Origin of the sequence: Streptomyces sp. NPDC048462, from assembly GCF_043200175.1 — a bacterium.
Lineage (GTDB): Bacteria > Actinomycetota > Actinomycetes > Streptomycetales > Streptomycetaceae > Streptomyces.
On the sequence record NZ_JBICXG010000006.1, the window covers coordinates 100,705 to 123,863 of the forward strand.

23 protein-coding genes are annotated in these 23,159 nt (G+C 71.4%); 12 read left to right on the forward strand and 11 right to left on the reverse strand.

Features of this window, described 5'->3' with window-relative positions; genetic code table 11:
• Positions 1–87: 87 nt before the first annotated feature.
• Complete coding sequence (locus ACGFU6_RS13300; RefSeq protein WP_393610473.1) at positions 88–1,911, reverse strand: flavin-containing monooxygenase; 1,824 nt, start codon at positions 1,909–1,911, stop codon at positions 88–90.
• Positions 1,912–2,101: 190 nt separating this feature from the next.
• Between ACGFU6_RS13300 and ACGFU6_RS13305 the strand changes: the two genes are divergently transcribed.
• Positions 2,102–3,124 carry an SMP-30/gluconolactonase/LRE family protein gene (locus ACGFU6_RS13305; RefSeq protein ID WP_393610475.1) on the forward strand — a complete coding sequence of 341 codons (1,023 nt, stop codon included), beginning with the start codon at positions 2,102–2,104 and terminating at the stop codon, positions 3,122–3,124.
• A gap of 9 nt (positions 3,125–3,133) precedes the next feature.
• Here the strand turns inward: ACGFU6_RS13305 and ACGFU6_RS13310 are convergent, their stop codons facing one another.
• Positions 3,134–3,724: a TetR/AcrR family transcriptional regulator gene (locus tag ACGFU6_RS13310; protein ID WP_393610476.1), complete on the reverse strand. Its 591-nt coding sequence runs from the start codon at positions 3,722–3,724 to the stop codon at positions 3,134–3,136.
• Positions 3,725–3,836: 112 nt separating this feature from the next.
• Complete coding sequence (locus ACGFU6_RS13315; RefSeq protein ID WP_393610478.1) at positions 3,837–5,108, reverse strand: MFS transporter; 1,272 nt, start codon at positions 5,106–5,108, stop codon at positions 3,837–3,839.
• A gap of 385 nt (positions 5,109–5,493) precedes the next feature.
• Here ACGFU6_RS13315 and ACGFU6_RS13320 point away from each other — a divergent pair, with 385 nt between their 5' ends.
• A complete protein-coding gene (locus ACGFU6_RS13320) occupies positions 5,494–8,736 on the forward strand; it encodes a tetratricopeptide repeat protein (RefSeq protein WP_393610480.1) in 3,243 nt (1,080 codons plus the stop codon).
• Positions 8,737–8,875: 139 nt separating this feature from the next.
• Here the strand turns inward: ACGFU6_RS13320 and ACGFU6_RS13325 are convergent, their stop codons facing one another.
• Positions 8,876–9,118 (reverse strand): hypothetical protein, encoded by a 243-nt coding sequence (locus ACGFU6_RS13325; protein ID WP_393610481.1) that lies wholly within the window; start codon positions 9,116–9,118, stop codon positions 8,876–8,878.
• A gap of 1 nt (position 9,119) precedes the next feature.
• Complete coding sequence (gene mca, locus ACGFU6_RS13330) at positions 9,120–10,001, reverse strand: mycothiol conjugate amidase Mca (protein WP_393610483.1); 882 nt, start codon at positions 9,999–10,001, stop codon at positions 9,120–9,122.
• A 150-nt stretch (positions 10,002–10,151) separates the two neighbouring features.
• Between mca and ACGFU6_RS13335 the strand changes: the two genes are divergently transcribed.
• Positions 10,152–10,568 carry a DUF4307 domain-containing protein gene (locus tag ACGFU6_RS13335; RefSeq protein ID WP_393610485.1) on the forward strand — a complete coding sequence of 139 codons (417 nt, stop codon included), beginning with the start codon at positions 10,152–10,154 and terminating at the stop codon, positions 10,566–10,568.
• Positions 10,569–10,751: 183 nt separating this feature from the next.
• Entirely contained in the window at positions 10,752–11,249 is a 498-nt protein-coding gene (greA, locus tag ACGFU6_RS13340; protein ID WP_024488974.1) for a transcription elongation factor GreA, read from the forward strand.
• 83 nt (positions 11,250–11,332) lie between these two features.
• On the opposite strand, the gene ACGFU6_RS13345 is transcribed toward greA, so the two are convergent.
• From ACGFU6_RS13345 to ilvA, 3 genes are all read right to left on the reverse strand, one after another.
• The gene (locus ACGFU6_RS13345) at positions 11,333–12,199 is read right to left on the reverse strand and encodes an ABC transporter permease (RefSeq protein WP_393610487.1); all 867 of its coding nucleotides are present in this window, start codon (positions 12,197–12,199) and stop codon (positions 11,333–11,335) included.
• On the reverse strand, positions 12,196–13,203 hold the full coding sequence (locus ACGFU6_RS13350; RefSeq protein WP_393610489.1) for an ATP-binding cassette domain-containing protein: 1,008 nt from the start codon (positions 13,201–13,203) through the stop codon (positions 12,196–12,198). The genes ACGFU6_RS13345 and ACGFU6_RS13350 overlap by 4 nt, the downstream gene beginning before the upstream one ends.
• A gap of 151 nt (positions 13,204–13,354) precedes the next feature.
• Positions 13,355–14,584, reverse strand: a complete 1,230-nt coding sequence (gene ilvA, locus ACGFU6_RS13355) for a threonine ammonia-lyase (RefSeq protein ID WP_393610491.1) — start codon at positions 14,582–14,584, stop codon at positions 13,355–13,357.
• A gap of 155 nt (positions 14,585–14,739) precedes the next feature.
• Here ilvA and ACGFU6_RS13360 point away from each other — a divergent pair, with 155 nt between their 5' ends.
• The 4 genes from ACGFU6_RS13360 (at position 14,740) to ACGFU6_RS13375 (ending at position 16,349) form a co-directional block, all read left to right on the forward strand.
• Positions 14,740–15,270, forward strand: coding sequence for a MarR family winged helix-turn-helix transcriptional regulator (locus ACGFU6_RS13360; RefSeq protein WP_123523929.1), 531 nt, complete (start codon positions 14,740–14,742; stop codon positions 15,268–15,270).
• An 84-nt stretch (positions 15,271–15,354) separates the two neighbouring features.
• Positions 15,355–15,831: a sigma factor-like helix-turn-helix DNA-binding protein gene (locus ACGFU6_RS13365; RefSeq protein WP_393610493.1), complete on the forward strand. Its 477-nt coding sequence runs from the start codon at positions 15,355–15,357 to the stop codon at positions 15,829–15,831.
• Positions 15,828–16,079 carry a hypothetical protein gene (locus ACGFU6_RS13370; protein WP_393610495.1) on the forward strand — a complete coding sequence of 84 codons (252 nt, stop codon included), beginning with the start codon at positions 15,828–15,830 and terminating at the stop codon, positions 16,077–16,079. Before ACGFU6_RS13365 ends, ACGFU6_RS13370 begins: the two co-directional genes overlap by 4 nt.
• Before the next feature lie 78 nt (positions 16,080–16,157).
• Positions 16,158–16,349 carry a DUF1059 domain-containing protein gene (locus ACGFU6_RS13375; protein ID WP_393610497.1) on the forward strand — a complete coding sequence of 64 codons (192 nt, stop codon included), beginning with the start codon at positions 16,158–16,160 and terminating at the stop codon, positions 16,347–16,349.
• A gap of 272 nt (positions 16,350–16,621) precedes the next feature.
• On the opposite strand, the gene ACGFU6_RS13380 is transcribed toward ACGFU6_RS13375, so the two are convergent.
• Entirely contained in the window at positions 16,622–17,767 is a 1,146-nt protein-coding gene (locus ACGFU6_RS13380; protein WP_393610499.1) for a cystathionine gamma-synthase, read from the reverse strand.
• A 68-nt stretch (positions 17,768–17,835) separates the two neighbouring features.
• On the opposite strand from ACGFU6_RS13380, the gene ACGFU6_RS13385 reads away from it, so the two are divergent.
• From ACGFU6_RS13385 to msrA, 3 genes are all read left to right on the forward strand, one after another.
• The gene (locus ACGFU6_RS13385; protein ID WP_393610501.1) at positions 17,836–18,939 is read left to right on the forward strand and encodes a hypothetical protein; all 1,104 of its coding nucleotides are present in this window, start codon (positions 17,836–17,838) and stop codon (positions 18,937–18,939) included.
• 79 nt (positions 18,940–19,018) lie between these two features.
• Positions 19,019–19,141 carry a hypothetical protein gene (locus ACGFU6_RS13390; protein WP_260146783.1) on the forward strand — a complete coding sequence of 41 codons (123 nt, stop codon included), beginning with the start codon at positions 19,019–19,021 and terminating at the stop codon, positions 19,139–19,141.
• Positions 19,142–19,236: 95 nt separating this feature from the next.
• Positions 19,237–19,902, forward strand: a complete 666-nt coding sequence (gene msrA / locus ACGFU6_RS13395) for a peptide-methionine (S)-S-oxide reductase MsrA (protein ID WP_393610503.1) — start codon at positions 19,237–19,239, stop codon at positions 19,900–19,902.
• 129 nt (positions 19,903–20,031) lie between these two features.
• On the opposite strand, the gene ACGFU6_RS13400 is transcribed toward msrA, so the two are convergent.
• Together ACGFU6_RS13400 and ACGFU6_RS13405 are read right to left on the reverse strand one after the other, a co-directional pair.
• Positions 20,032–20,238: a DUF397 domain-containing protein gene (locus ACGFU6_RS13400; protein ID WP_393610504.1), complete on the reverse strand. Its 207-nt coding sequence runs from the start codon at positions 20,236–20,238 to the stop codon at positions 20,032–20,034.
• Complete coding sequence (locus ACGFU6_RS13405) at positions 20,235–21,077, reverse strand: helix-turn-helix domain-containing protein (RefSeq protein WP_393610506.1); 843 nt, start codon at positions 21,075–21,077, stop codon at positions 20,235–20,237. Before ACGFU6_RS13405 ends, ACGFU6_RS13400 begins: the two co-directional genes overlap by 4 nt.
• Before the next feature lie 1,308 nt (positions 21,078–22,385).
• Here ACGFU6_RS13405 and ACGFU6_RS13410 point away from each other — a divergent pair.
• Positions 22,386–22,985, forward strand: a complete 600-nt coding sequence (locus ACGFU6_RS13410) for a TIGR03086 family metal-binding protein (protein ID WP_393610507.1) — start codon at positions 22,386–22,388, stop codon at positions 22,983–22,985.
• Positions 22,986–23,159: the final 174 nt, after the last annotated feature.

Sequence of the window (23,159 nt, forward strand, 5' to 3'; positions counted from 1 at the left end):
CGGCATGAGGGCCGGCAGGCACCCCGTACGGCGACGGTATTTCGCCGGGCGCTGTCGTGCGTTGTGGGGCCCACCGGTGGGTCCGGGTCAGGCGCGAGGAGTGGTCCCCGGCCGGAGGACTTCGCCCATCGAGGTGTCGCGCCACTCCTTCAGCAGCTGGTGGAAGGCGACCGCGCCGTGCGGGTAGCCGCCCGGACCGTTGCGCCGGCCGCGGCCTTCCGCGTTGTAGTAGCCGGGGGTGCATTCGGCGTGGAACCACTCGTGGTCGGGGGCGTCCGCGGCCAGAGTGGCGAGCCAGGCGTCCTCGGCCTCGCGGGACGGCTCGATGCGGGCACCCGCTGCCTCGGCGGCGGCGACGAGCGCTGCCGCGTGCACCGCCTGCTCGTCCAGGATGTGCGAGAAGTTGACGCTGCTGGCGTTCTGCAGGGGGCCCAGCTGGATCAGGTTGGGGAAGCCGTTGCTGGTGAGGCCGTGGAGTGTGCGCGGGCCCTGCCGCGCCCAGCGGTCCAGCAGTTGGACGCCGTCCCGGCCGTGGACGGGGAGCCTGCCGGAGTGGATGCCGGAGGTCCCGACATTGAACCCGGTGGCGAAGACGAGGCAGTCGAGTTCGTACACCGTGTCGCCGACCACGACTCCGTCCGCGGTGACGCGCTCGATGCCGTGGGTGTCCGCGGTATCGACCAGCGTGACGTCGGCCCGGTTGAACGCCGGGTAGTACAGGTCCGAGAAGGTGGGGCGTTTGCAGGCGTAGCGGTACCAGGGCTGGAGCCTGTGGGCCGTCTCCGGGTCGGTGACCGTCTGCTCGACGCGGGAGCGGAGTTCGTTCATCTTGGCGGCGTCGGACGCCTCGTAGGCGGCTTCGAAGGGCTCGCGGTCGCCCTGGCGCCGGAAACTGGGCAGGAGCTTCTCCAGCAGTCCCGCCGAAGCGGTCCAGGCGTCGGCCACGAGGTCCGTCTCCGCGCTCTCACCGGAGACGATCCGGAGGTAGTTCTCGCGCCGTTCGCGGGCCCAGCCCTCGCGGTCGGCACCGACGTCCCCGGGGGTCGTGCGGCGGTTGCCCCGAACGTCCACGGTGGAGGGGGTGCGCTGGAAGACGTAGAGGTGTGCGGCGTCCTGGGCCAGCATCGGAATGACCTGGACCCCGGTGGCCCCGGTGCCGACGATGCCCACCCGCTTGCCCGCGAGGCCGCTCATGCCGCCCTCGGGGGTGCCTCCGGTGTAGGCGTAGTCCCACCGGGAGGTGTGGAAGGTGTGGCCCTTGAAGTCCTCGATCCCGGGAATCCCGGGAAGCTTCGGGTCGGTGAGGGTACCGGTGGCGGTGACGACGTACGTGGCCCGGAAGGTGTCGCCGCGGTCCGTGGCCACGATCCACTCCCCCGAAGCCTCGTCCCAGGTCAGGCCGGTGACTCCGGTGGAGAACAGTGCGTCCGCGTAGAGGTCGAACTTCCGCGCGATCCGCATCGCGTGGCGGCGGATCTCGTCGCCGGGGGCGTACTTCCACTCCGGCACGTACCCCGTCTCGTCGAGCATCGGCAGGTACACGTGCGCCTCGATGTCGCAGTGGACACCCGGGTACCGGTTCCAGTACCAGGTGCCCCCGAAGTCGCCGCCCTTCTCGACGACCCGGACCCGTTCCACCCCCTGCTGCCGCAGCCGCGCCCCGGCGAGGATGCCGCCGAACCCTCCGCCGATCACAGCGACGTCGACGGTGTCCTGGAGCGGGGCGCGCTCCACCGGTTCCTCGATGTAAGGGTCCGCGGCGTAGTAGCCGAACTCGGCTTCGGTGTCGCGGTACTGGGCGGCACCGTCCGGACGGACCCGCCGTTCGCGTTCGAGGCGGTAGCGGCGCCTCAGCGCGGCGAGATCAGGGGGGACCGGCTCGTGAGCATGCGTCAGGTGAGGGTTCGTCATGTGGGGTCTCGTTCCTCAGCGGTTGGGTCGTTCCGTCCAAGCGGACATCCGCTACGGTAACAACACCGGACAGCATTGTCCGGTTGGGTTCCGGTGCCTCGTCGGCATGCGGCCAGGGCGCGTTGGCGTCCCGGCGCGTCATGGGACGTCGGCTGCGCGACCCACGCGGCGGACAGGAAGAGTGATCCCCATGCAACGGCATACGGCCCGGTCCCTGGCCGCGCTCGCCACGATCGGCACGCTGGTTCTCACGGGCTGCGGCACGGAGAGCGCGGGCTCCGCGCCTGCGGCGGAGGCACCCGCCGGCGCGGGCAGGACCATCCACGCGCAGAAGTTCATGCAGCTCGCCCGGGTGCCCGGCGACACCGGCAGGGCGCTGCTGGAAGGCCCCACGTTCGGCAAGGACGGCGGCCTCTTCGTCGTCGACGTCACCGCGCCCGCCGGCGGGCCCAAGGTCATGCGGGTCGACGTCGGGAGGAGGACCGTCCGGACGGTCCACACAGACGACCGGGGGGCCTACACCTCCGCACAGTTCAGCCCCTACGACGGCCGGCTCTACCTCAGCGACTTCGCCCACGGCGAGATCGTGAGCCTGGCCCCCGGCGGCGGCGACAGGCAGACCTTCTTCTCCGGCAAGGTCGACGGGGCCCCGATGAACCCCGACGACATCGCCTTCGACGAGGCGGGCAATCTGTACGTCAGCGACGCACGCGGCATGTCCGAGGGCGAACCGGACGGACGGGTGGTGCGGATCAGCCGCGACGGCACGCGAGCCACCGTCCTGGCCAAGGGCCTCGCCGCGCCGAACGGGATCTCGTTCGACCTGGACTACGGCGGGCTGTGGTTCAGCGAGCTCACCGAGAACCGGATCTCCTACCTGCTCCTGGACGGGGAAGGGAAAGCGGCATCCCGTCACACCGCCATCCGCGTCGACGGCGGGATCGCCCAGACCGACTCGATCGCTGTGGACGCCGACGGCAACCTGTACCAGGGGCTGCACGGCCGGGCGGCGATGGCCGTGTACGACAGGCACGGCGACCGGCTGGCGACGATCGAGATCCCCTCGCGCGACAAGGGACTGGAGTCGGCGACGAACGTGGCCATCACGCCCGGCGGGACCAAGGCGTACGTGACGGTGAGCGGCCCGGCCGGCGGGTACCTCTACACCTTCGACGCACTCGCCGCCGGAATCCGGCAGTCCAACGGCGGCTGATCCCGGCCCTCAACCGCCGTAGGGCCGCACCGCTCCCACATCCACGCCCAGCAGCCGCCACGCCGCCAGCGCCCGCCGCTCCCGCTCCTCACGAGTGACGCCGGTGACGGCCGCGGAGACCATGGCGACCGAGAGCACCAGGTCGTCCCCGGCGCTGAGCCGGTGCCCGGCGGGCAGGTGTCTGCGCAGGGCGCTCTCGACGCGGGCGGACAGGGCCAGGGCGTGGGCCCGGATGCCGGACCGGTCGCCCGCCCGGACGGCGTGTAACAGGCCGATGAAGGCCGCCGACTCCGCGAGGTGCCACGTGAGCACGCCGAGGACATCGGCGAAGGCCACTCCTTCGGTGCCGGCCGTCTGCTCGACCTGGCGCACGTTCTCCTCCAGGACCGCGGCCACGGCGGCGGTCCGGTCCGGGAAGTGCCGGTAGAGAACGGCCTGCCCCACCCCGGCCCTGCGGGCGACCGCGGACAGCGGTGCCTCCAGGCCGTGCTCCGAGAAGATCTCCCGGGCGGCGGCGACCAGAGCGGCCCGGTTGCGGGCGGCCGCCTTCGGCCCGTCGTTCGTGGGCCGCCGCCCCTCCTGCCCGGTGTGCTCCGTCACCCCGGAAGAGTACCGGCCGGGCGGACGGGCCACCGGGGAGGCAAGTGGCCGGGCAGGTGGTCGTGGAGAAGTGGGCCGCTGGTCACGGAAGACGGCGTCGGCGGCCGCTGTGTCACGCGCCCTCGCGCTGTTCCTCCGCGATCTCCCCGGGCTCCGGTACGCGGACGCGGGCGGCGGGGTCCCGGTCGACGAGCCGGGGGCGTACGCAGGCGAGAGCCACGACCAGTGCCGCCGCTCCGCAGAGGCAGGTCAGCAGGAAGGCGCTGTGGTGACCGGAGCGCTGGGCCCACTGTCCGGCAGCCAGCGCGGCGACGCCCTGGCCGAGGATGAGGCCGCTGCCGAGGAGCGCCATGGCCTCCCCCATGCGCTCCATCGGGGCGACGCGTTCCGCCAGGGTGAACAGCACGATGAGGTGCGGGGCCACGGCGCAGCCGATGGCCGCGAGGGCCGCTGTCGCGCCGAGGAAGCTGCCGACGCCGAGGAGGGCCGGCAGCAGGAGCGCCTGCGCGGCGACGGCGAGGCGCAGTTGGAGGGTCAGCTCCAGGCTGCTCGGCCGCATCGTCATGAGCAGGCCGGCGAGTGAGCTGGTGACGGCCATGGCGCCCCAGACGAAGCCGGCCGTGCCGGTGTCGCCGAGGTGCGCGGCGAGCGCGCTCGTACCCGCGTTGGCACTTCCCAGGATCATGCCCTGGAGCAGTGCCATGGTGAAGAGCGCCAGCAGGGCCGGGAGGAGCAGCCGGGCGCCGGCGGCGTCCTTGGCGGGTGTTCCCCGGGGCGCGGTGGGATGCAGGGCGAAGAGTGTGCCGAACACGGCGATGAGCACTCCGGCCAGGACGAGTCCGGCCACGGGGTGGATGAGGACGACCATCACGCCGCCGAGGGCCGGTCCCGCCATGAAGCTCACTTCGTCGACAGCCGTGTCGAAGGAGAGTGCGCGACGGGTCAACTCGGCCCTTCCTGAGGTGTTCTCGCCGGCTGCGGGTTCTGTCAGGACCACCCATCGCGTACGGGAGAGCGGACCGATCTGCGGCACGGTGAGGCCGACGACGGCGGCGAGCGCGGCCTCCACCGCGAGCGGCATCGCGGCCAGTGCCGAGGCGACGAAGGCGGCGATGGCCACGGCGTTGGCGACGGAGGCGGCCAGGATGACCGGGCGGTGGCCGCGGCGGTCGGCGTACCGGCCGAGGAACGGCCCCCCGACGGCCTGCCCCGTCCACAGTGCTCCGGCGGCGACGGCCGCGGTGCCGATGCCGTTGAGCTCGGTGAGCATGAGGAGGGTGGCGGTGGGACAGATCGCGGCGGGCAGACGTGCCGCGAACGAGATCGCCGGAAGGGCGGGACCCGCGATCCGGGTAACTGTGCGAGGAGCCGGTACTGCTGACACGTGGGCACTCCCTTCTCAGGGTGCCGCGCCGCTCTTCACGCACGTCACCTGTGGCCAGGGCGCAGGCGGCCCGGCCACAAGGGGGCCGGCCGGGGCGGCGAGCGAACGAGGCGTCGCTCAACTCGGCTGTCAGGCAACCCTGTTCGGTCTGGCGAACCTAACCGGAGCCGTTCCGGTGGTGATGCCTCAGCCGCCGAATATCTCAGAGTGCGGACAATCTGGGAGGAGGACACAAATACCGGCTCCGTTCGCGGGCCGATCTTCGTCAGTTGTGTTCCTGTTGCGCGCGGCCGCCGCACCCTCGCGCTGACGGACCCCAGGCAGGACACTTGGCGGCGACGGCCGCCGAGCCTGGGGCGGTCGCCGTATCCGGAGGGGGACACACATGCGGGACAGCCATCGCGCGGATGCCGAAAGGCTGTTGGTACGGGCCGTGGAGGAGGAGGCCAGGCGCACCGGCGGCCGGACGGACTCCGACGTGCTGATGACGCGGGCGCGGGGCGCCCTGGACTCCATGGCCGCGGGGGCGGCCGAGGAGTACGCCTCGTACGTCCAGGCGCTGGACGCCGAGACGGCCGGGAAACAGAAGTTCAACCGGGCGGCGCTGGGAACCCCGCTGCTGGTGACGGGCGTTGCCGCCACGGCCGCCTTCGGGGCGGACCTGGCGCTCGGTACGGCGTCGGGTCTGGCGCTCGGCGCGGGAGCCGTCGTCGCCGTCGCGGGCGCCACCGCGACCGTCGCCAAGGTCACCGCCGCGCACTGGCCGGCCGCATCGCGCCGGGCGGGGGCACTCGGACAGCCGGGCGGGACCGAGCAGTTGCGGCTCCAGTGGCTGACGGCACTGGAGGTACGGGGCATCCGCCCGTTCCTCGACCAGCAGCGGATGCTGACCGCCTCCTCGCGCACCCCGGCGAAGAAGGCCGCCGCCGTCAAGGCCCGCACCGCGCCGGCCCTGCGCGGCGGGGACCGCAGTGCGGCGGCGCGGATGCGCTCGCTCCTGGAGCAGTCGTTCGGCCATCTCCCCTCACCGGAGGCCAAGTTCGCCGGCCGCCGGGCGGAGCTGGCCCGGATCGCCCAGTGGGTGCACGCGGCCCGTGCGTCGACGGAGACGAAGCCCACCGTGGTCGTGCTGCACGGCCCGCCGGGCGCCGGGCGCACCACGCTGGCCGTGCGGGCGGCCCATGACCTCAAGGACCAGTTCCGGGGCGCGTGCGTGGTGGACCTGCGCGGCGGCGCGGACGGCGAGCCGCCGCTGCCGACCCGGGACGCACTGCTCCACCTGCTGAACCGGCTGGGCGCGCCGCGCGAGCAGCTGCTGTTCCGGGACGGGGGCTCCGCAGGACGGTCGGCGGGGTCGTCCGCCGAGCAACAGGTGCGCAGGCTGAGCGAGTTGTACCACCAGCACCTGACCGGGACGCCGGTGACGGTCGTCCTCGACGACGCCGGCGACGCGGAGCAGGTCCGCACCCTGGTCCCGGAGCGTTCCGACAGCCTCGTCCTGGTCACCGCCCGCGAGCCGCTCGACCTGCCCGGGTCCCTCCAGGCGTGGGTGTACCAGCTGGAGGTCGGGGCGCTGGACCCGGCGGGCGCGGAGGAGCTGCTGCGCGAGGCCTCCCAGAACGAGGCCCCGGGGCCGTACGACTACCCGTCCACCGAGGCGATCACCGAACTGTGCGGCGGGCTGCCGCTGGCGCTGCGGATCGCGGGTTCCTCGCTCGGGGAGCGCGGCCCGAGCGCGCTGGCCGCCGATCTCGGCGCGTACGGACCGGTGACGCCGGTCGAGCGGGCACTGTGGCTGCGGTACACCGACCAGTCCGAGCCGGCGCGGCGGCTGCTGCGGCGGCTCGCGCTGGCCGGGCGGGCCAGTCTGGGCGCGGCGGCCGCCGCCGCGCTGCTCTCGGCCGACGAGCAGGAGGCCGGGCGGCTGCTGACCGCCCTGGCCGGGGCCGGGCTGCTGGACCACGTGCGCGGCTCCCGCTACCGGCTGCACGACCTGGTGCGGGGCTTCGCCCTGGCCCGGCTGCTCGACGAGGAGGAGCCGGCCGAGCGCACCGCCGCCCAGGAGCGGCTGATCGTGAACTACGCGGAGCTGGCCGGTGCGGTGATCCGGATGGTGGACGGCAAGATGTCCACCCGGGCCGGGCAGTTCGGCCCGCACGGCTTCACCTCGCTGGACGCGGCGCTGCGCTGGCTGGACGAGGAGTCGAGCTTCATCACCTCCGCGCTGCGGCACGCCGAGGGCGTCGACCAGGCGGCGGTGCTCGATCTGCTGGGCGCGCTGTGCGACTACTGCCTGCTGCGCGGCGACCTCTACCGCCTGGGCGAGATCAGCGAGTTGACGCAAGCCGTCGACCAGGGACTGCTGGAGCGGTCGGTGCAGTGGCGGACCGGGATCGCGGCCCGTCAGCTGGGCGAGCTGGACAAGGCCCGCACCACGCTGTCCTCCGTCGTCGGCCTGTACCGCGAGGCGCAGAACGACTCGGGTACGGCGCTGGCGCTCTGTTCGCTCGGCATCACCCTGCACCACCAGGGCAATCTGAGGGAGGCGGCGGCGCGGCTGCGGGAGGCGCTGGAACTGCAGACCTCCGAGGCCCAGGCCGCGGACCGGGCCTGGTCGATGCACGCGCTGGCCGCGGTGGAGCGCGACCGGGCCCACCCGGCCGAGGCGCTGGCGCTGCTGGACACCGCGCTGGTCCTGCACCGCGAGGGCGAGTCGCTGCACGGGGAGGCGTGGACGCAGTTCCAGCTGGGTCAGGTGCTCCTGCGGATGGGCGATGTGGAGCGGGCCGAGCTCGCGCTGCGTACGGCCCTGGATCTGTACGGGCGCACCCGTGACGAGCGCGGCGAGGCCTGGGCGCTGACCCAGCTGGCCCGCGCCCGGCTGCTGGACGGCGATCCGGTCCCCGCGGTCGAGCAGCTGAACGCCGCGCTGTCCCGGCACCGCGACAACGAGGACGCGCGGGGCGAGGCGTGGACGCTCTACTACCTGGGCCAGTCCCTGGAGGAGAGCGGCGAGACCGATTCTGCGGTGCGGCAGCTGGAGCGGTCGCGCACGATGTTCTCCCGGATGCGGGACGTGTACGGGCTGGCCTGCGCCCGGCACCACTCGGGCCGGGTCACCCGCGACCAGCGGGCCGCCCAGACGGGCAACCTGCGCAACTCCGGGTTCGCCCGCCAGCTCCTGGCGGACGCGCGGGCCGACTTCCGGCGGATCGGGGTCGCCCACGGGGAGGCCTGGACGTGTCTGGAGCTGGCCCTGATCGACGCGGGCAACCATCGCGCGCCGCAGGCGCTGGACCTGTGCGGCGAGGCGGCCGAGCTGTTCGACTCGTACGGGGACGGGCGCGGCGCGGACTGGGCCCGCTTCCTGCGCTGCACGCTGCTGCCGTACGCGTCCCCGGGCGGCATCGAGGTGGGCACGGTGGTGGCCCAGCAGGAGCTCGCCGACCTGGCCGCGGCCGGCCACCCCACCCGGGACGGCAAGCTGGAGGAGTGCGCGGAGGCGTTCCGGGTGGTCCTGAACCGGGGAGTCGACCTGGAGGACGGCTGGCAGGCCTGGCGGCTGGGCCTGACCCCGACCCGCCATGCCCGGGAGATCATGGGCGTCGCGGTTCCGGCGAGGCCGTGAACCGGCCGGCCGTGCCAGGCCCGCCCGGCCAACCCGAGCCCGCCCGGCGATTGAGAGCACCCCTCAGCCCGCCCGCCGCTCGGTGGCGGAGCGGCCACCGGGCCCCGGTGCCGCCCCGCCCGTCCCCGCTGTCCCGCCGCTACTTCCGCTTCGCGGAGCCCGGGGACCGCGAGGCGCCGGACGCCTGCGCTGTCCCCGGAGCCTCCGGGGCCTCCTCGAAGTCGACCTTCCCCATGTGCCGGTTCATGGACTTCATCAGCAGCCACACGCCGACGGCGAGCGCGGCGAAGACGATGAAGCCGAGGACCCCGGGGGTCACCTTGTTCTTGTCCAGTTCCTCGGCGAGCGGGACGAGGTGCGGCAGTGCCTGAGTCGCGTACATATCAGGCATTGTCGCGGATGCCCGCGAAGAGGTCGCTCTCGGGGAGGGAGGTATCGACGAGAGACTTCGCCAGCTCGTACTCCTCGGTCGGCCAGACCTCCTGCTGGATGTCCATCGGAACCCGGAACCAGCCGCCGTCCGGATCGATCTGCGTCGCGTGCGCGATCAGCGCCTTGTCGCGGATCTCGAAGAAGTCCGCGCACGGAACATGCGTGGTCAGCGTGCGTTCGGCGCGCTCGAACTCCTTCCAGCGCTTCAGCCAGTCCTCGTACGGGGACTCCAGGCCGCGGGCCAGCAGCGCCTCGTGCAGGGCCACCGTGCGCGGCTTGTTGAAGCCCTGGTTGTAGTAGAGCTTCTGCGGCGCCCAGACCGGGCCGTACTCCGCCTCGGGGAACCTCTCGGCGTCGGCCGCGCCCTCGAAGGCGATCATGGAGACCGTGTGGGTCATGATGTGGTCGGGGTGCGGGTAGCCCCCGTTCTCGTCGTACGTGGTGATGACCTGCGGCCGGAACGCGCGGATCTTCGCGACGAGACGCCCCGCCGCCGTCTCCTCGTCCTCCAGCGCGAAGCAGCCCTCGGGCAGCGGCGGCAGCGGGTCGCCCTCGGGCAGTCCGGAGTCGACGAAGCCGAGCCACTCCTGCTTGACGCCCAGGATCTCGCGGGCCTCGTCCATCTCCTTCCGGCGCACCTCGTGGATGTTCTCCTCGATGTACGCGTCACCCTGGAGTTTCGGATTGAGGATGGAGCCGCGCTCACCGCCCGTGCAGGTGACCACCAGCACGTCCACCCCCTCGGACACGTACTTGGCCATGGTGGCCGCGCCCTTGCTCGACTCGTCGTCGGGGTGGGCGTGCACGGCCATCAGTCGAAGCTGCTCAGTCAAGACTCGTTCCTCAGTGATTCGGTCGCCATCAGGTGCCGTCCCGCAGGGACGTCGGTGTGGGGTGGCGGTCGGGTGGCGGGTGGAGGCTTCTATAGTGACCGAACCGGGGGGCGGAAAATTCCTTCGATCCCCGGCACGGGAGGAACGATCATGACCGCGGTGCGCGAGGCGCCCCCCGAGAACCGCTACGGCCGCTCCGCGGACCAGCGTGCGGACCGCAAACTCAAGATCATCGGCTCGGTGCTGGGCGTTGCCCTGCTCGGCGTGATCGGCTGGATCGGCTACGACTACGTCTCGGGCCAGGGTGTCAGCGCCGAGGTGATCAAGTTCAAGGTCGTCTCGGACTCCCGGGTCGAGGTGCATCTGGAGGTCCGAAAGGACCCGGACGCCAAGGGCTACTGCACGATCCGCTCGCAGCGCGAGGACGGCACCGACGTCGCCCGCAAGGACTTCCGTTTCGACGAGAGGACCGACCGGATCGACCGCGTCCTCTCGCTGCGTACGACGTCCAGGGCGACCAGCGTCGAGCTGCTGGGCTGCACGGACGACGACGGGGCGTCGGGTTGACCGGCGCACGCACGTCCTGACCCGCTCTTGACGCCGCTGACCTGCGGCTCGACAGGATCGGTCAGTATCCTTCTCCCCCTTTTCCCGGCGAATTGTTAGGCTCGTGGTTTCGCCCACCCGTGGAAGCGCATGCTTCGGGGTAGGGCGATGCTTTGTATTCCCAGTACCGACGAGGAGCACCCTGTGACCCAGACCAGCGAAAACGTCACCTGGCTCACGCAGGAGGCGTACAACCAGCTCAAGGCCGAGCTGGAGTACCTGTCTGGTCCCGCGCGCACGGAGATCGCCGTAAAGATCGCGGCGGCCCGTGAGGAGGGGGACCTGCGTGAGAACGGCGGGTACCACGCGGCCAAGGAGGAGCAGGGCAAGATGGAGCTCCGGGTGCGCCAGCTGACCCAGCTCCTGGAGCACGCGAAGGTCGGCGAGGCGCCGGCCGACGACGGTGTGGTCGAGCCCGGCATGGTCGTGACGATCGCCTTCGACGGCGATGACGACGATACGACGACCTTCCTCCTGGCCTCCCGTGAGTACGCGAGCGCGGACATCGAGACGTACTCCCCGCAGTCCCCGCTCGGGGTGGGCGTGAACGGCAAGAAGATGGGCGAGACCGCGGACTACGAGCTGCCGAACGGCAAGACCGCCACGGTGAAGATCCTTTCGGCGAAGCCGTACTCCGGCTGATCCGCACAGCCCGGCAGAGAACAGCGGGCAGAGAACGAGAGCCCCGGCCGCAAGCGGCCGGGGCTCTCGCGCGTACTGCGGGCTCAGACAGCGACCGAGCGGTACTTGCGCACCGCCAGGGTCCGGAAGAACACGATGATCAGCACGGACCAGATCAGCGACGCCCAGATGGGGTGTTCCATCGGCCAGGCCCCCGTCACGGACTTCGGGACGCCCTCGATCGTGTTGCCGAACAGCTGGCGGGCCGCGGCCACCGTGGCGCTGAACGGGTTCCACTCGGCGACGTACTGCAGGAACCTCGGCATGCCGTTGACCGGAACGAACGCGTTCGAGATGAAGGTCAGCGGGAACAGCCAGATCAGACCGCCCGAGGTGGCCGCCTCCGGGGTGCGGACGGAGAGGCCGATCAGGGCGCCGATCCAGGTGAACGCGTAGCCGAGGAGCAGGAGCAGGCCGAAGCCCGCGAGCACCTCGCCGATGCTCTCGTGGGTGCGCCAGCCCACGAGCAGGGCGACGGCCGCGAGTACCGCGAGCGTGATGGCCGTCTGCACCAGGTCGGCCAGGGTGCGCCCGGTCAGCACCGCGCCCCGCGCCATGGGCAGCGACCTGAACCGGTCGATGAGCCCCTTGTGCATGTCGTCCGCGATGCCCGCGCCGGCGCCCGCGGTGGCGAAGGTGACGGTCTGCGCGAAGATGCCGGCCATCAGGAATTCCTTGTAGGCACCGGCACTGACGCCCGCGCCCGGGATGGCGATCGAGCCGCCGAATACGTAGGTGAACAGCACCACGAACATGACCGGCTGGATGATCCCGAAGAGGATCATCTCGGGAATCCGGGTCATGCGGATCAGGTTTCGCTGGGCGATGACCAGCGAGTCCCGGACGGACTGTCCGATGCCGCCGCTCGCCCGGGGGGCGCGGGTGGGGGCCGCATCGCTGAGGGCGCTCACTTCACGGCCTCCGATCCGGCGGCCTCGGCCTGTTCGTCCGCACCGCCGCCTTCGTTCTTCTCCTGTTCGGCGACATGGCCGGTGAGGGAGATGAACACGTCGTCCAGGGTGGGGCGGCGCAGCCCGATGTCGTCGATCTCCACGCCTCGGCTGTCGAGGTCGCGGATGATCTCGGCGAGGAGCTTGGCTCCGCCGTCGACCGGGACGGTCAGTTTCCGCATGTGCGGGACGACGGCGACCTCGCCCTTGCCCAGGCCGGCCAGGACCGCGCGGGCGGGGTCGATCTGGTCGGGCTGGTGGACGACGACCTCGACGCGCTCGCCGCCGGTGCGGGCCTTGAGCTGGTCGGAGGTGCCGCGGGCGATGACCAGGCCGTGGTCGATCACACAGATGTCGTGGGCGAGGCGGTCGGCCTCCTCCAGGTACTGCGTGGTCAGCAGCAGTGTCGTGCCGCCTGCCACGAGTTCCTCGATGACCTCCCAGAGCTGCTGCCGGTTGCGCGGGTCGAGGCCGGTGGTCGGCTCGTCCATGAACATGACCGGCGGGGAGACGACGAGCGCCGCCGCCAGGTCGAGGCGACGGCGCATACCGCCGGAGTACGTCTTGGCGGGCCGGTCCGCCGCGTCGGCCAGGTTGAACCGCTCCAGCAGCTCCGCCGCCCGGACCTTCGCGTCGCGCCGGCTCATCTGGTAGAGCTGGCCGACCATCTGCAGGTTCTCGCGGCCGGTCAGGTATTCGTCGACGGCGGCGAACTGGCCGGAGAGCCCGATCGAGCGCCGTACCTCGTTGGGTCTCTTCAGTACGTCGATGCCCGCGACGAAGGCGCTGCCGCTGTCGGGCATGAGCAGCGTCGTCAGGACGCGCACGGCGGTCGTCTTGCCGGCCCCGTTGGGGCCGAGAAGTCCGAGGACGGTGCCTTCGGGAACGTCGAGATCAACACCCCCGAGTGCTCGTACGTCGCCGAAGGTCTTCACCAGACCTTCGGCGTAGATGGCGCCTGGCATATGGGGCTCCCCCGGTGCGTTTGGGTGGCTTCCTCACAGATCCTAGATTTGCCCGTCCCCTCTTGCCCGGCGAACACCCGAAGCGAACGCGTGTACACCGACGGGCCAGGCGATGGCACAGTAACGCGATACATCGCGATACACAAGGTGTTCAGTTCAGTACGAGGTACCCCGCGTCGCGCAGCGCCGCCGCGACCTCCTCGCAGTGCTCCGGGCCCTTCGTCTCCAGATGCAGCTCCACCTCGGCCTCGGTGAGGCCGAGGTGGGGGTCGGTCCGCACGTGGCTCACGTCCAGGACGTTCGCGTCGGCCACCGAGAGCACGCCGAGCATCGTCGCCAGCGCGCCGGGCCGGTCCGTCAGCCGCAGCCGCAGGCTCAGGTAGCGGCCGGCCGCCGACATGCCGCGGGTCAGGATGCGCTGCATCAGCAGCGGGTCCACGTTGCCGCCGGAGAGCAGCGCCACCACCGGCCCGCGGAACGACTTCGGGTCGCTCAGCAGGGCGGCCACCGGGCTCGCCCCGGCCGGCTCCACGACCATCTTCGCCCGCTCAAGGCAGAGCAGCAGCGCGCTGGAGAGCTCGTCCTCGGAGACCGTACGGACCTCGTCGACCAAGTCCCTGATCAGCGGGAACGGGACATCGCCGGGGCGCCCCACCTTCATGCCGTCCGCCATCGTCTGGAGCGAGCCGATCGACACCGGGCGGCCGGCGGCCAGCGAGGGCGGGTAGGCGGCGGCGCCCGCCGCCTGCACACCGACGATCCGCACGTCGGGCCGGACCGCCTTCACCGCCACCGCGATCCCCGCGGCGAGGCCGCCGCCGCCGATCCCGACGACGATGGTGCGCACCTCGGGGCACTGCTCCAGGATCTCCAGCCCCACCGTGCCCTGGCCGGCGATGATGTCCGGGTGGTCGAAGGGGTGGATGAAGACCGCGCCGGTCCGCTCCGCGTACTCCTGCGCCGCCGCCAGCGTCTCGTCGACGACCTGGCCGTGCAGCCGCACCTGTGCCCCGTACTCGCGCGTCGCGGCGACCTTGGGCAGCGGCGCCCCGACCGGCATGAAGACCGTCGACCGTACGCCGAGCAGCGCGGACGCCAGCGCGACACCCTGCGCGTGGTTCCCGGCGCTCGCGGCCACCACGCCCGCCGCCCGTTCCACCGGGGAGAGCCCGGCGATCCGTACGTAGGCGCCCCGCAGTTTGAACGAGCCGGTCCGCTGCAGGTTCTCGCACTTGAACTGGACGGGAGCGCCCACCAGCTCGGTGAGATGGCGGCTGCCCTCCATGGCGGTGACCCTGGAGACACCGGAGAGCATCTTCTGCGCCCCCTTGATGTCGTCGAGGATCAGCGGGGGGAACTGGGTGGCCGGCGGGAAGTTCATACCGCAAGTCTTGCAGCCGGCGGGGGTGGCGGCCGCCGCGAGGATGCCGTCCTGCGCCGATGTCCGCAGGTTTGTGCAGCGCTGGTACGCGTTGCCCCGGGGCCGCGTACTCTGTCCCCCACCCATCCGACACCGCACGAAGAGAGCCCCAGGCCATGCCCCCTCAGGACATGACGACTGCCGCGTCTCCTTCCGGGGGCGCAGCCCCGGAGAACCCGGGTCCCGACCACCTCCTCGACGCCCTGCAGCACCAGGTGGCGGTCTTCGCCCGCCGTGCCGAGCAGACCCGCCTCGGCGGTGTCGGCCAGGTGCGCAACTCCATGGACCGGGCCGCGTACCTGCTGCTCAACCGGCTGGACCGGGAAGGCCCGATGGGCGTGAAGGCGCTGGCCGCCGGGATGGGGATCGACTCCTCGACTGTGACCCGGCAGGTCGCGCCGCTCGTGGACACCGGCCTGGTCAAGCGGACCTCGCACCCGGAGGACGGCCGGGCGGTCGTGCTCCAGCTCTCCCCGCGCGGCCAGGCCCGCCTGGACGAGGTCCGGGCCTCGCGGCGCGAGCTGATGTCCCAGGTGACGGGCGACTGGGACGCGGAGGAGCGGGACACGTTCTGCGCGCTGCTCACCCGCTTCAACGCGGCGCTGGCCGCCCGGCAGAGCGCGAACCAGCCGCCCGCCGCTGAATAGGACGCCCCGGCGGATCGGGGCGGTCCGGAACCGGGACCGTACCCAGGCCTTGACCGGGGGCCCGTGGAGCGCTCGGATAACAGGGTGCGAGAGCGCCAGGCGGGCCGACAGCGGCGCCGCGCCCAGGAGTTCGAGGCCTTCGTGGCGGGCGCGGCCGGCCGGCTGCTGCACGCCGCCACCCTGCTCACCGCCGAACCCGCCCGGCCGCCGGGTGCCAACGAGCGCGCGCTGCGGCTGCTGACGGCCGCGCTGGCACGCACGTACGCGGACTGGGACCGGCTGCACGGCGAGGACCCGTACGACCGCACCCGGCAGGAGCTGGCGGGCCGGTTCGCGCGGGAGGCCTGGCGCCACCACCACCCGCGCGGCGGGCTGCTGGACGGGCTGACCCCGCAGGAACGGCTGGTCCTGGTGCTGCGGCTGCACGAGGGCGTCCCCGAGGAGCAGACCGCGGCGCTGCTCGGACTGCCCGCGGACCGGATCCGCGCGATCTGCAACCGCTCGGTGGCCACACTGCGCGGCACCCGCGGCCCCACCGTCCGGCGGGAGGCCACGTCATGAGCGGGGCCGGCCGCAAGGAGGACGAGGTCCGGCGGATGCTGGAGGGACCGCATCCGCAGGTGCCCGCCGATCTGGCGGAACGGGCGGCGGAGCTCGGCGGCCGGGTGCTGCGCCGGCGGCGGGCGCTGCGCCGGCTGGGGCTGCTGGCGCTGATCGCCGCGGTGGCGGTGTTCACGGTGTGGGCGCTGATGGTCCAGCCCTGGCAGGCGCCGCCGGCCGAGACGACGCCGCCGCTGGGCGGCTGGTAGCCCCGGCCGGTGGGCCGTGCCGGATCTATCCTGGAGGGAAGCGGCCGGCGCCAGACAGGACCGGCCCGGAAGGCCGTCATGACCAGGAAGACCGCTGACTGTCGCAAGTATCCGAGCGAGTCGAACTGCTCGCTGACCATCTCCGGCGAGGAGGACGAAGTCGTGCGGGCTGCGACGGAGCACGCCGTCTCCGTCCACGAGCACGCCGACGGCCCCGAACTGCGTGAGCAGGTCCGGGCCATGCTGGAGGACGAGCGGGCCACCGTCTGAGACGGGTCCGACGCACCGGGGCGGGGCCGGAATTCCGGCCCCGCCCCAGGAGTGCCCGCGCGCCGTGGAGTGCCAGGCGTCGCCACGCGGACGGGACACTCGGGACACGCCTAGGGCCTCTCGTTTGGATCACGCCGGGCTCGCGGTGTCCGGCACGCACATCTGCGGCGTTGTCGTCGGTCGCCAATGCTCCGCATTCACTCCCTCCTCCGCCTTGCAGCCGCACGCACCGGACACCGCTCCCTGATCCGGCCTGATCCAAACGAAAGACCCTAGCCGAGCGCCTGCGTCAGGTCGGCCAGCAGGTCGTCGCCGTTCTCGATGCCGACGGAGAGCCTGACCAGGTCGGCGGGGACCTCCAGGGGCGATCCGGCCGCCGAGGCGTGCGTCATCCGGCCCGGGTGCTCAAGCAGCGACTCGACGCCGCCGAGGGACTCACCGAGCGTGAAGAGCTTCGCCCGGTTGCAGACGTCGACCGCCGCGCTCTCGCCGCCCGCGACCCGGAACGACACCATGCCGCCGAACGCCTTCATCTGCTTGGCGGCGACCTCGTGCCCCGGGTGGTCGGGCAGTCCCGGGTACAGGACGTGGGTGACCTTGGCGTGCCGGGTCAGCAGGTCGGCGACCTTGGTGGCGTTCTCGGTGTGCCGGTCCATCCGGACGGCGAGGGTCTTGATGCCGCGCAGCACCAGCCAGGCGTCGAAGGGGCCGGCGACGGCGCCCATCGCGTTCTGGTGGTACGCCAACTCCTCCGCGAGTTCCGGGTCGTTGACGATCAGCGCGCCGCCGACGACGTCAGAGTGGCCGCCCATGTACTTGGTGGTGGAGTGCACCACCACATCGGCGCCCAGCGCGAGCGGCTGCTGGAGGTAGGGGCTGGCGAAGGTGTTGTCGACGACCAGCCGCGCACCCGCCGAGCGGGCGACACCGGCGACGGCCGCGATGTCGGTGATGCCGAGCAGCGGGTTGGAGGGGGTCTCCACCCAGATCGCCTTGGTGCGCGGCTGGATCGCGGCGCGTACCGCCGCCACGTCCGAGGTGTCCGCGACCGAGAACTCCACGCCCCAGCGCGAGGCGACCTTCGCGAACAGCCGGAACGTGCCGCCGTAGGCGTCGTTCGGGATGACCACGTGGTCGCCGGGCGTCAGCAGTGTACGGAGCAGGCAGTCCTCGGCGGCCAGACCGGACGCGAAGGCGAGCCCGCGGCGGCCGCCCTCCAGGGCCGCCAGGTTCTCCTCCAGTGCGGTGCGCGTCGGGTTGGCGCTGCGGCTGTACTCGTAGCCGCCGCGCAGCCCGCCCACGCCGTCCTGCTTGTACGTGGACACCTGGTAAATGGGCGGAACAACAGCGCCGGTGAGGGGATCGGCGGTGTTTCCCGCGTGGATCGCGAGAGTCTCGAAGCTGTGCTGGTCGCTCATGGGGCCCGAGCGTAGTTCGTCACGAGGGCGCTCACTGAGCACCGGGGCCGTCCGGGGACAATGGGGGCATGGAGATTCTCTGGTTCCTGCTCGCGCTGTGCCTGCTCGCCGCCGTCGCCGGCCCCTACCTGCTGCGGCGCCGCGGCGGTATCCGGCAGGTGGCGCCCGGTTCCCCGGACGCCGCGGACCCGGACACCTACGGCTTCGCGCGCCAGGAGGAGCTGGACATCCGGATGCCCGGCCCCGACCAGGACCTCCTGGACGTCCTCGATGTCGTCCAGGGCACCCAGGAGTGGCGGGCCGCGTCCCAGCTGCTGTCCGGGACGCCGAAGGAGGGCGAGGTGCGGTGGCAGCGGGTACAGGCGTTCGCCGGGGCAGCCTCGCTGGAGCTGGCGCAGCGGCCGGGCGAGGGCGGGGCGTGGCTGCGCAAGTGGCGGGCCGAGTCCCCGAAGGACGCGGGCGGCGCGGCCGTGCACGCCGAGTTCCTGGTCCAGCAGGCCTGGCGTTCCTCCACCGTCGGCACGGACGACTTCCGGATCATCCTGGAGGAGGCCCGTACGGTCGTCGGCGAGGCGGCCCTGCTGGCCCCGGGCGACCCGGTGCCGTACCTGGTGGAGCTGGCGGCGGCCCGCGGGCTCGGCTACTCCCACGAGGAGTTCGACCAGCTCTGGGCGAAGATCATCGACCGGGCGCCCGCGCACATGGGCGCGCACATCGCGGCGCTGCACTTCTGGTGCGAGAAGTGGCACGGCTCCCGGGAGGAGGCCGACCGCTTCGCCACCTCGGCCGCGGCCCGCGCCCCGCAGGGATCGCTGCTGGCCGCGCTCCCGCTCTTCGCGCTGTACGAGCACCTGCCCGAGGTCAACCTGGTGCGGGGCTTCTACCAGAGCCAGTCGGTGACCAAGGCGGTCGAGGGCGCCCTGTACGCGGTCCACTCGGCCCGCCCGGACGACCCGATGCTCGCCCACGCCCGCCACCTGCTGGTCCTCTTCCTGGTCCGGATGGAGCGCTGGTCGGAGGCGATGAACCAGTTCGTCCACATCGACGGCCACGTGGGCGCGCTGCCGTGGACGGAGAGCTCCGACCCGGCAGCCGAGTACACCGTGTACCGGGCCCTGGCGGTGGCCGGCTACGAGGCGAACGGCGGCAGCCCGGCGACGCTGCCGCGATAGGGCGCCCGGCACGGCGGGTGTGCGACGGTGGGCAACGACACGGCGACCGACCGACTGACTGATGGGACCGGTACACCTCATGGCCCGACTGATACCCCTGATCCTGATCGGCCTCGGCCTCTACTTCTGGTTCAAGGCCCGCAAGCGGACCGCCGCCTACGTCGAGGACGCGGAGTCCGAGAACGGCACGCCCCGCCGCTGACCGTGGACGGCGCGGACAGCTGCGGGCGGCGGCGGAATCCTCGGCGCTCCGGGTGCGTTGTACGGACAGCACGCCGACCCTTGAGGAGCCCCCGCATGTTCCTGCACCGCCGTACCCCGCAGCTCCCCACTCCGCAGGAGGCGCTGCGCGGACGCCCCACCCCCGAATTCACCGTCCCGTCCCGCCACACGGTCCTGGCCAACCCCCTGCTGGGCCCGTACCCGGACGGCCTGGAGGTCGCGGACTTCGCGATGGGCTGTTTCTGGGGCGCCGAGCGCAAGTTCTGGCAGACGGAAGGCGTCTGGACGACGCTCGTCGGCTACCAGGGCGGCTACACGGAGAACCCCGCGTACGAGGAGGTCTGCTCCGGCCTGACCGGCCACACGGAGGCCGTCCGCGTCGTGTACGACCCGAGCGTCGTCACGTACGAGCAGCTCCTGAAGCTCTTCTGGGAGTCCCACGACCCCACCCAGGGCTTCCGCCAGGGCAACGACGTGGGCACCCAGTACCGCTCCGCCGTCTACACCCACTCCCCCTCCCAGGCGGCGACCGTGGCGGCGTCCCGCGAGGCGTACCAGAAGGTCCTCACCGGCTCCGGCCACGGCGAGATCACCACGGAGATCCTGCCCGCGGAGGGCCGCCCCTTCTGGCCGGCGGAAGCAGCTCACCAGCAGTACCTGGACAAGAACCCGGCGGGCTACTGCGGAATCGGCGGGACGGGCGTCTCGTGCCCGATCGGGGTGGCTCCGGCCGGAGAGTGACGCGCCTCCCCCTGCGCGAGGCGATACGGCCTCGTACAACCAAGCCCCGGCAGAGATCAGCCGGGGCTTGTCGCTCGTCTGGTGGCTCACAGGCTCCAGCACCGATGACTGGGGTACCTCACGCACAGTTCAGACAGACGCCTTCGCGCCGCCGATGAAGTCGTCCCAAGCACGAGTACCGAAGCTGAGGACCGGACCAGCAGCGTCCTTGCTGTCTCGGACGCCGATCCCGTCATCGAAGCGGGCGGTCTCCACGCAGTTGCTGTTGGCTCCGCTGTAACTCGACTTCTGCCAGTCAATGATTACAACCTGGAGGCCGGGGGGCAAGGTGTTCACTGATGCTCTTCCTTCTTGCTGGCGATGAGGGACATCGACTTGTTGAACGGCAACGCGGCTGCGGTCAACCGTTCGTACGCCTCGGAGTACCGAGCAACGTCCGCCTCTTCCTCGATATAGAGGCTGCTATCAAGGTGTTCGAGCAAGGTGACGTCGAGCGCCCGTTGACCGAAGCCCAGGATGGTGAAGCCGCCCGTTGTCCCAGGATGCAATTCAGCTTCCATCGGCAGCACCTGAATTCTGACGTGCGGATACTCGGCTACGTCCAGGAGGCGTTGCAGTTGATCGCGCATGACCCCAGCGCCCGGGACCCGTGCGGTGAGGGCTGCCTCGTGAATGATGGCTCGAAACGTCAGGGGCCTGGGTCGGCTGAGCACCGCCTGTCGCGCGATTCGTACCTCAACAAGAGGGTTGATCTCATCCGGCGTCGCGGACATGCTGATAGCCGTGATCGCTGCGCGGGCGTACGCGGCGGTTTGTAGCAGGCCAGGAATGAGCAACGGTTCGTAGGAGTTCATGGACGCCGCGTCGGATTCCAGGCTGATGAGGTCTGCGTATACCGGGGCCAGATCGTATGTCTGCCACCACCCACGCTTGCCCCCATCGCGCGCCAGGGTGAGAAGGAACGACCTGACGTCGTCGTCCTCAACGCCGTAAACGCTCATGAGTAGTTCAACGTCCGTTGGGCGTGCACCTCGGGTGGCACTTTCCAAGCGCGAAATCTTGGATGCGCTGAGCCCGGACCGGGTCTCGGCTTCATCCAGCGTGAGCGCAGCTTGTTCGCGCAATCGACGTAGACCTGATCCAAGTCGACGACGTCGCACGGTGGGCGCGGTCATGCCGTACCACCCCTCTGGTCCTTCTCCGGCAGTGCTACATGCTCGCACACGGGCCCGATCCCCCCACTCCGTCGAGTGTCAATATTGCCAACCTAGGCGACATGCTTGCCGATTCATCCGGCTAGGGTCACACTGAGTTGGCAAGCATCACCCGATTCTCGGTGTGAGCGACATGCCTGTGTCCGGTGCGCCCGGACGCAATGCAAAGCCCCGGCAACGGCTGTAACCGTCCCGGGGCGTGGCCAACGCTTTGAAGGAGCGTCCGCATGCATAATCTTATCGCCCGGTTACTCGAACGGGTGTGCCTACTTCTCGGCTTACGTCGCCGGGAGTTGCCGGCTGAGAGGTTGGCCCCTCGGGCGAACTTTCGGCCCGCGAGAATCGGCCCCCGCCGCCTTGTGATGTGCCGCTCCGCGATGCCGAAGAGCATGGTTCCGCGTCCACCCAACGGCCCGTACTCACAGGCCGCGTACGACCGTTGGGAGCGTGCGGAGATCCGGATGCGCCGAGAGGCGGCGGCGCGCGTTCTGGCTGACGTCGCACGGGATCGATGTGGGGCCCCGCGTCATCCACGGCGCGGCGAGGCGCTGATGGACTCCGCACTACCCCAAGGCGCCGACTACCCGGCACACAAGTCGCCGCTCACGTTCCCTCCGTGCGACTGCGGAGCCCCCGTCTGCCCGGATCGCCGCACTCCGCCCTACCCCGAGGAGTCGCGTCCCGCTCGCCCTGTCCCCAGGCCCGACAGCCCCCTCCTGCTCGGCCTCCGCTCACGAATCCGCGAGGAGAACCAGTTCCGCGCCTGGTTCCGGGAGTTGGGATGAACACCCCACGGCCGAGGGCCCCGACCCCGGCATCGGACCGCCCCTCCCCGACTGAGGCCACCCGCCCCAAGAGGCCATTCGTCCCGGCGGGCCTGCGGCCGGGGCAGGTCATGTACGAGCGGGTGAAGGGCATGCCCTGCATGGTGATCAGCGCGACTGGCACCCGCGTGCGCGTCGTACGGCCCGGGGGCCGGCCCTGGGAGACGGAGCTTAGGTTCCTCTTGCCGGGCACCGCCTACCACTGCCGACAACTCGACGCATTGGCGCGGCACGTCGCCTACCAGCGGCGCGGCGAAGAGCGCCCTTAGCGAATCGGCCCACAGCGCTTGTCGACTTGTCTCGGGACCACTTGCTGATCGTTGGGGCCGTGCGTGTCGACGCGAAGTGACCGCACGACTGGCTCAGTCCCACCGACGGGCGGGCCTCCGGGTTCGGCGGCTGATTTCCGCCAGCGCGTCGCCTTCCGCACTCCTACGGTGCCGCCATGTCATACCCCTTCGTCGGCATCATCGACCGCTATCTGCTCTCCGGCTCCGAGTTCGCCCACAGGCTGCGGACGGTACGGGCCGAGCAGTGGACGGCGCCCACCCCCTGCGCGGAGTGGGACGTACGCCAGCTCGTCAACCACATGACCCGGGGAAACCTCAACTACATCTCCCTGGTGAATGGTGGCCCGGCCGCCGACTTCCTTAGGCTCCGGGACGAGGACGCTCTGGGCGGCGATCCGGTGGGCGCCTACATCCGGTCGGTACGGGAGTGCGCCGACGCGTTCCGGAGGCCGGGCGCCCTCCAGCGGACTCTCGACTACCCTCTCGGCCCGGTGACCGGAGAACAGGGCCTCGCGGTCCGCACCACGGACGCGACCATTCACACCTGGGACCTGGCCCGAGCCGTCAACGCTCCCGAGATGCTCGATCCGGGGCTCGTCGCCTGGATCGAAGAGCATCTCGCCGAAATCTACGCCGGCTTGGCGGAGTCACCCGTCGCCGACGACACCACCCACCGCTTCTTCGCCGCGCCAGAGGCTCCGCCCCTGGCCGGGGAGGCCCGCCAAGCCCGGTTGCTGCGCCTGTTCGGCCGCTGAGCGACGGGCAAGGCAAGCTCGGCCTTCGGCATCTGCGGCCTGCCCAGCGTTTTTCACCGGCCCATGATCATCGCGCTCCAGTTCGAGGCAACCCATGGCGGGGATTCACTGGGCGCACCGCGCCCAGGTCAAGGCGGCCGCGGCACCTGTCGAGGAACGGGCTCGCTCTGGCCC

Bases quoted from the DNA above. Each gene is read 5' to 3' on its own strand.
- ACGFU6_RS13300 (WP_393610473.1), bottom strand. From the start codon at position 1,911: ATGACGAACCCTCACCTGACGCATGCTCACGAGCCGGTCCCCCCTGAT.
- ACGFU6_RS13305 (WP_393610475.1), top strand. From the start codon at position 2,102: ATGCAACGGCATACGGCCCGGTCCCTGGCCGCGCTCGCCACGATCGGC.
- ACGFU6_RS13320 (WP_393610480.1), top strand. From the start codon at position 5,494: ATGCGGGACAGCCATCGCGCGGATGCCGAAAGGCTGTTGGTACGGGCC.
- ACGFU6_RS13325 (WP_393610481.1), bottom strand. From the start codon at position 9,118: ATGTACGCGACTCAGGCACTGCCGCACCTCGTCCCGCTCGCCGAGGAA.
- ACGFU6_RS13335 (WP_393610485.1), top strand. From the start codon at position 10,152: ATGACCGCGGTGCGCGAGGCGCCCCCCGAGAACCGCTACGGCCGCTCC.
- ACGFU6_RS13350 (WP_393610489.1), bottom strand. From the start codon at position 13,203: ATGCCAGGCGCCATCTACGCCGAAGGTCTGGTGAAGACCTTCGGCGAC.
- ilvA (WP_393610491.1), bottom strand. From the start codon at position 14,584: ATGAACTTCCCGCCGGCCACCCAGTTCCCCCCGCTGATCCTCGACGAC.
- ACGFU6_RS13360 (WP_123523929.1), top strand. From the start codon at position 14,740: ATGCCCCCTCAGGACATGACGACTGCCGCGTCTCCTTCCGGGGGCGCA.
- ACGFU6_RS13370 (WP_393610495.1), top strand. From the start codon at position 15,828: ATGAGCGGGGCCGGCCGCAAGGAGGACGAGGTCCGGCGGATGCTGGAG.
- ACGFU6_RS13375 (WP_393610497.1), top strand. From the start codon at position 16,158: ATGACCAGGAAGACCGCTGACTGTCGCAAGTATCCGAGCGAGTCGAAC.
- ACGFU6_RS13380 (WP_393610499.1), bottom strand. From the start codon at position 17,767: ATGAGCGACCAGCACAGCTTCGAGACTCTCGCGATCCACGCGGGAAAC.
- ACGFU6_RS13385 (WP_393610501.1), top strand. From the start codon at position 17,836: ATGGAGATTCTCTGGTTCCTGCTCGCGCTGTGCCTGCTCGCCGCCGTC.
- ACGFU6_RS13390 (WP_260146783.1), top strand. From the start codon at position 19,019: ATGGCCCGACTGATACCCCTGATCCTGATCGGCCTCGGCCTCTACTTC.
- msrA (WP_393610503.1), top strand. From the start codon at position 19,237: ATGTTCCTGCACCGCCGTACCCCGCAGCTCCCCACTCCGCAGGAGGCG.
- ACGFU6_RS13405 (WP_393610506.1), bottom strand. From the start codon at position 21,077: ATGACCGCGCCCACCGTGCGACGTCGTCGACTTGGATCAGGTCTACGT.
- ACGFU6_RS13410 (WP_393610507.1), top strand. From the start codon at position 22,386: ATGTCATACCCCTTCGTCGGCATCATCGACCGCTATCTGCTCTCCGGC.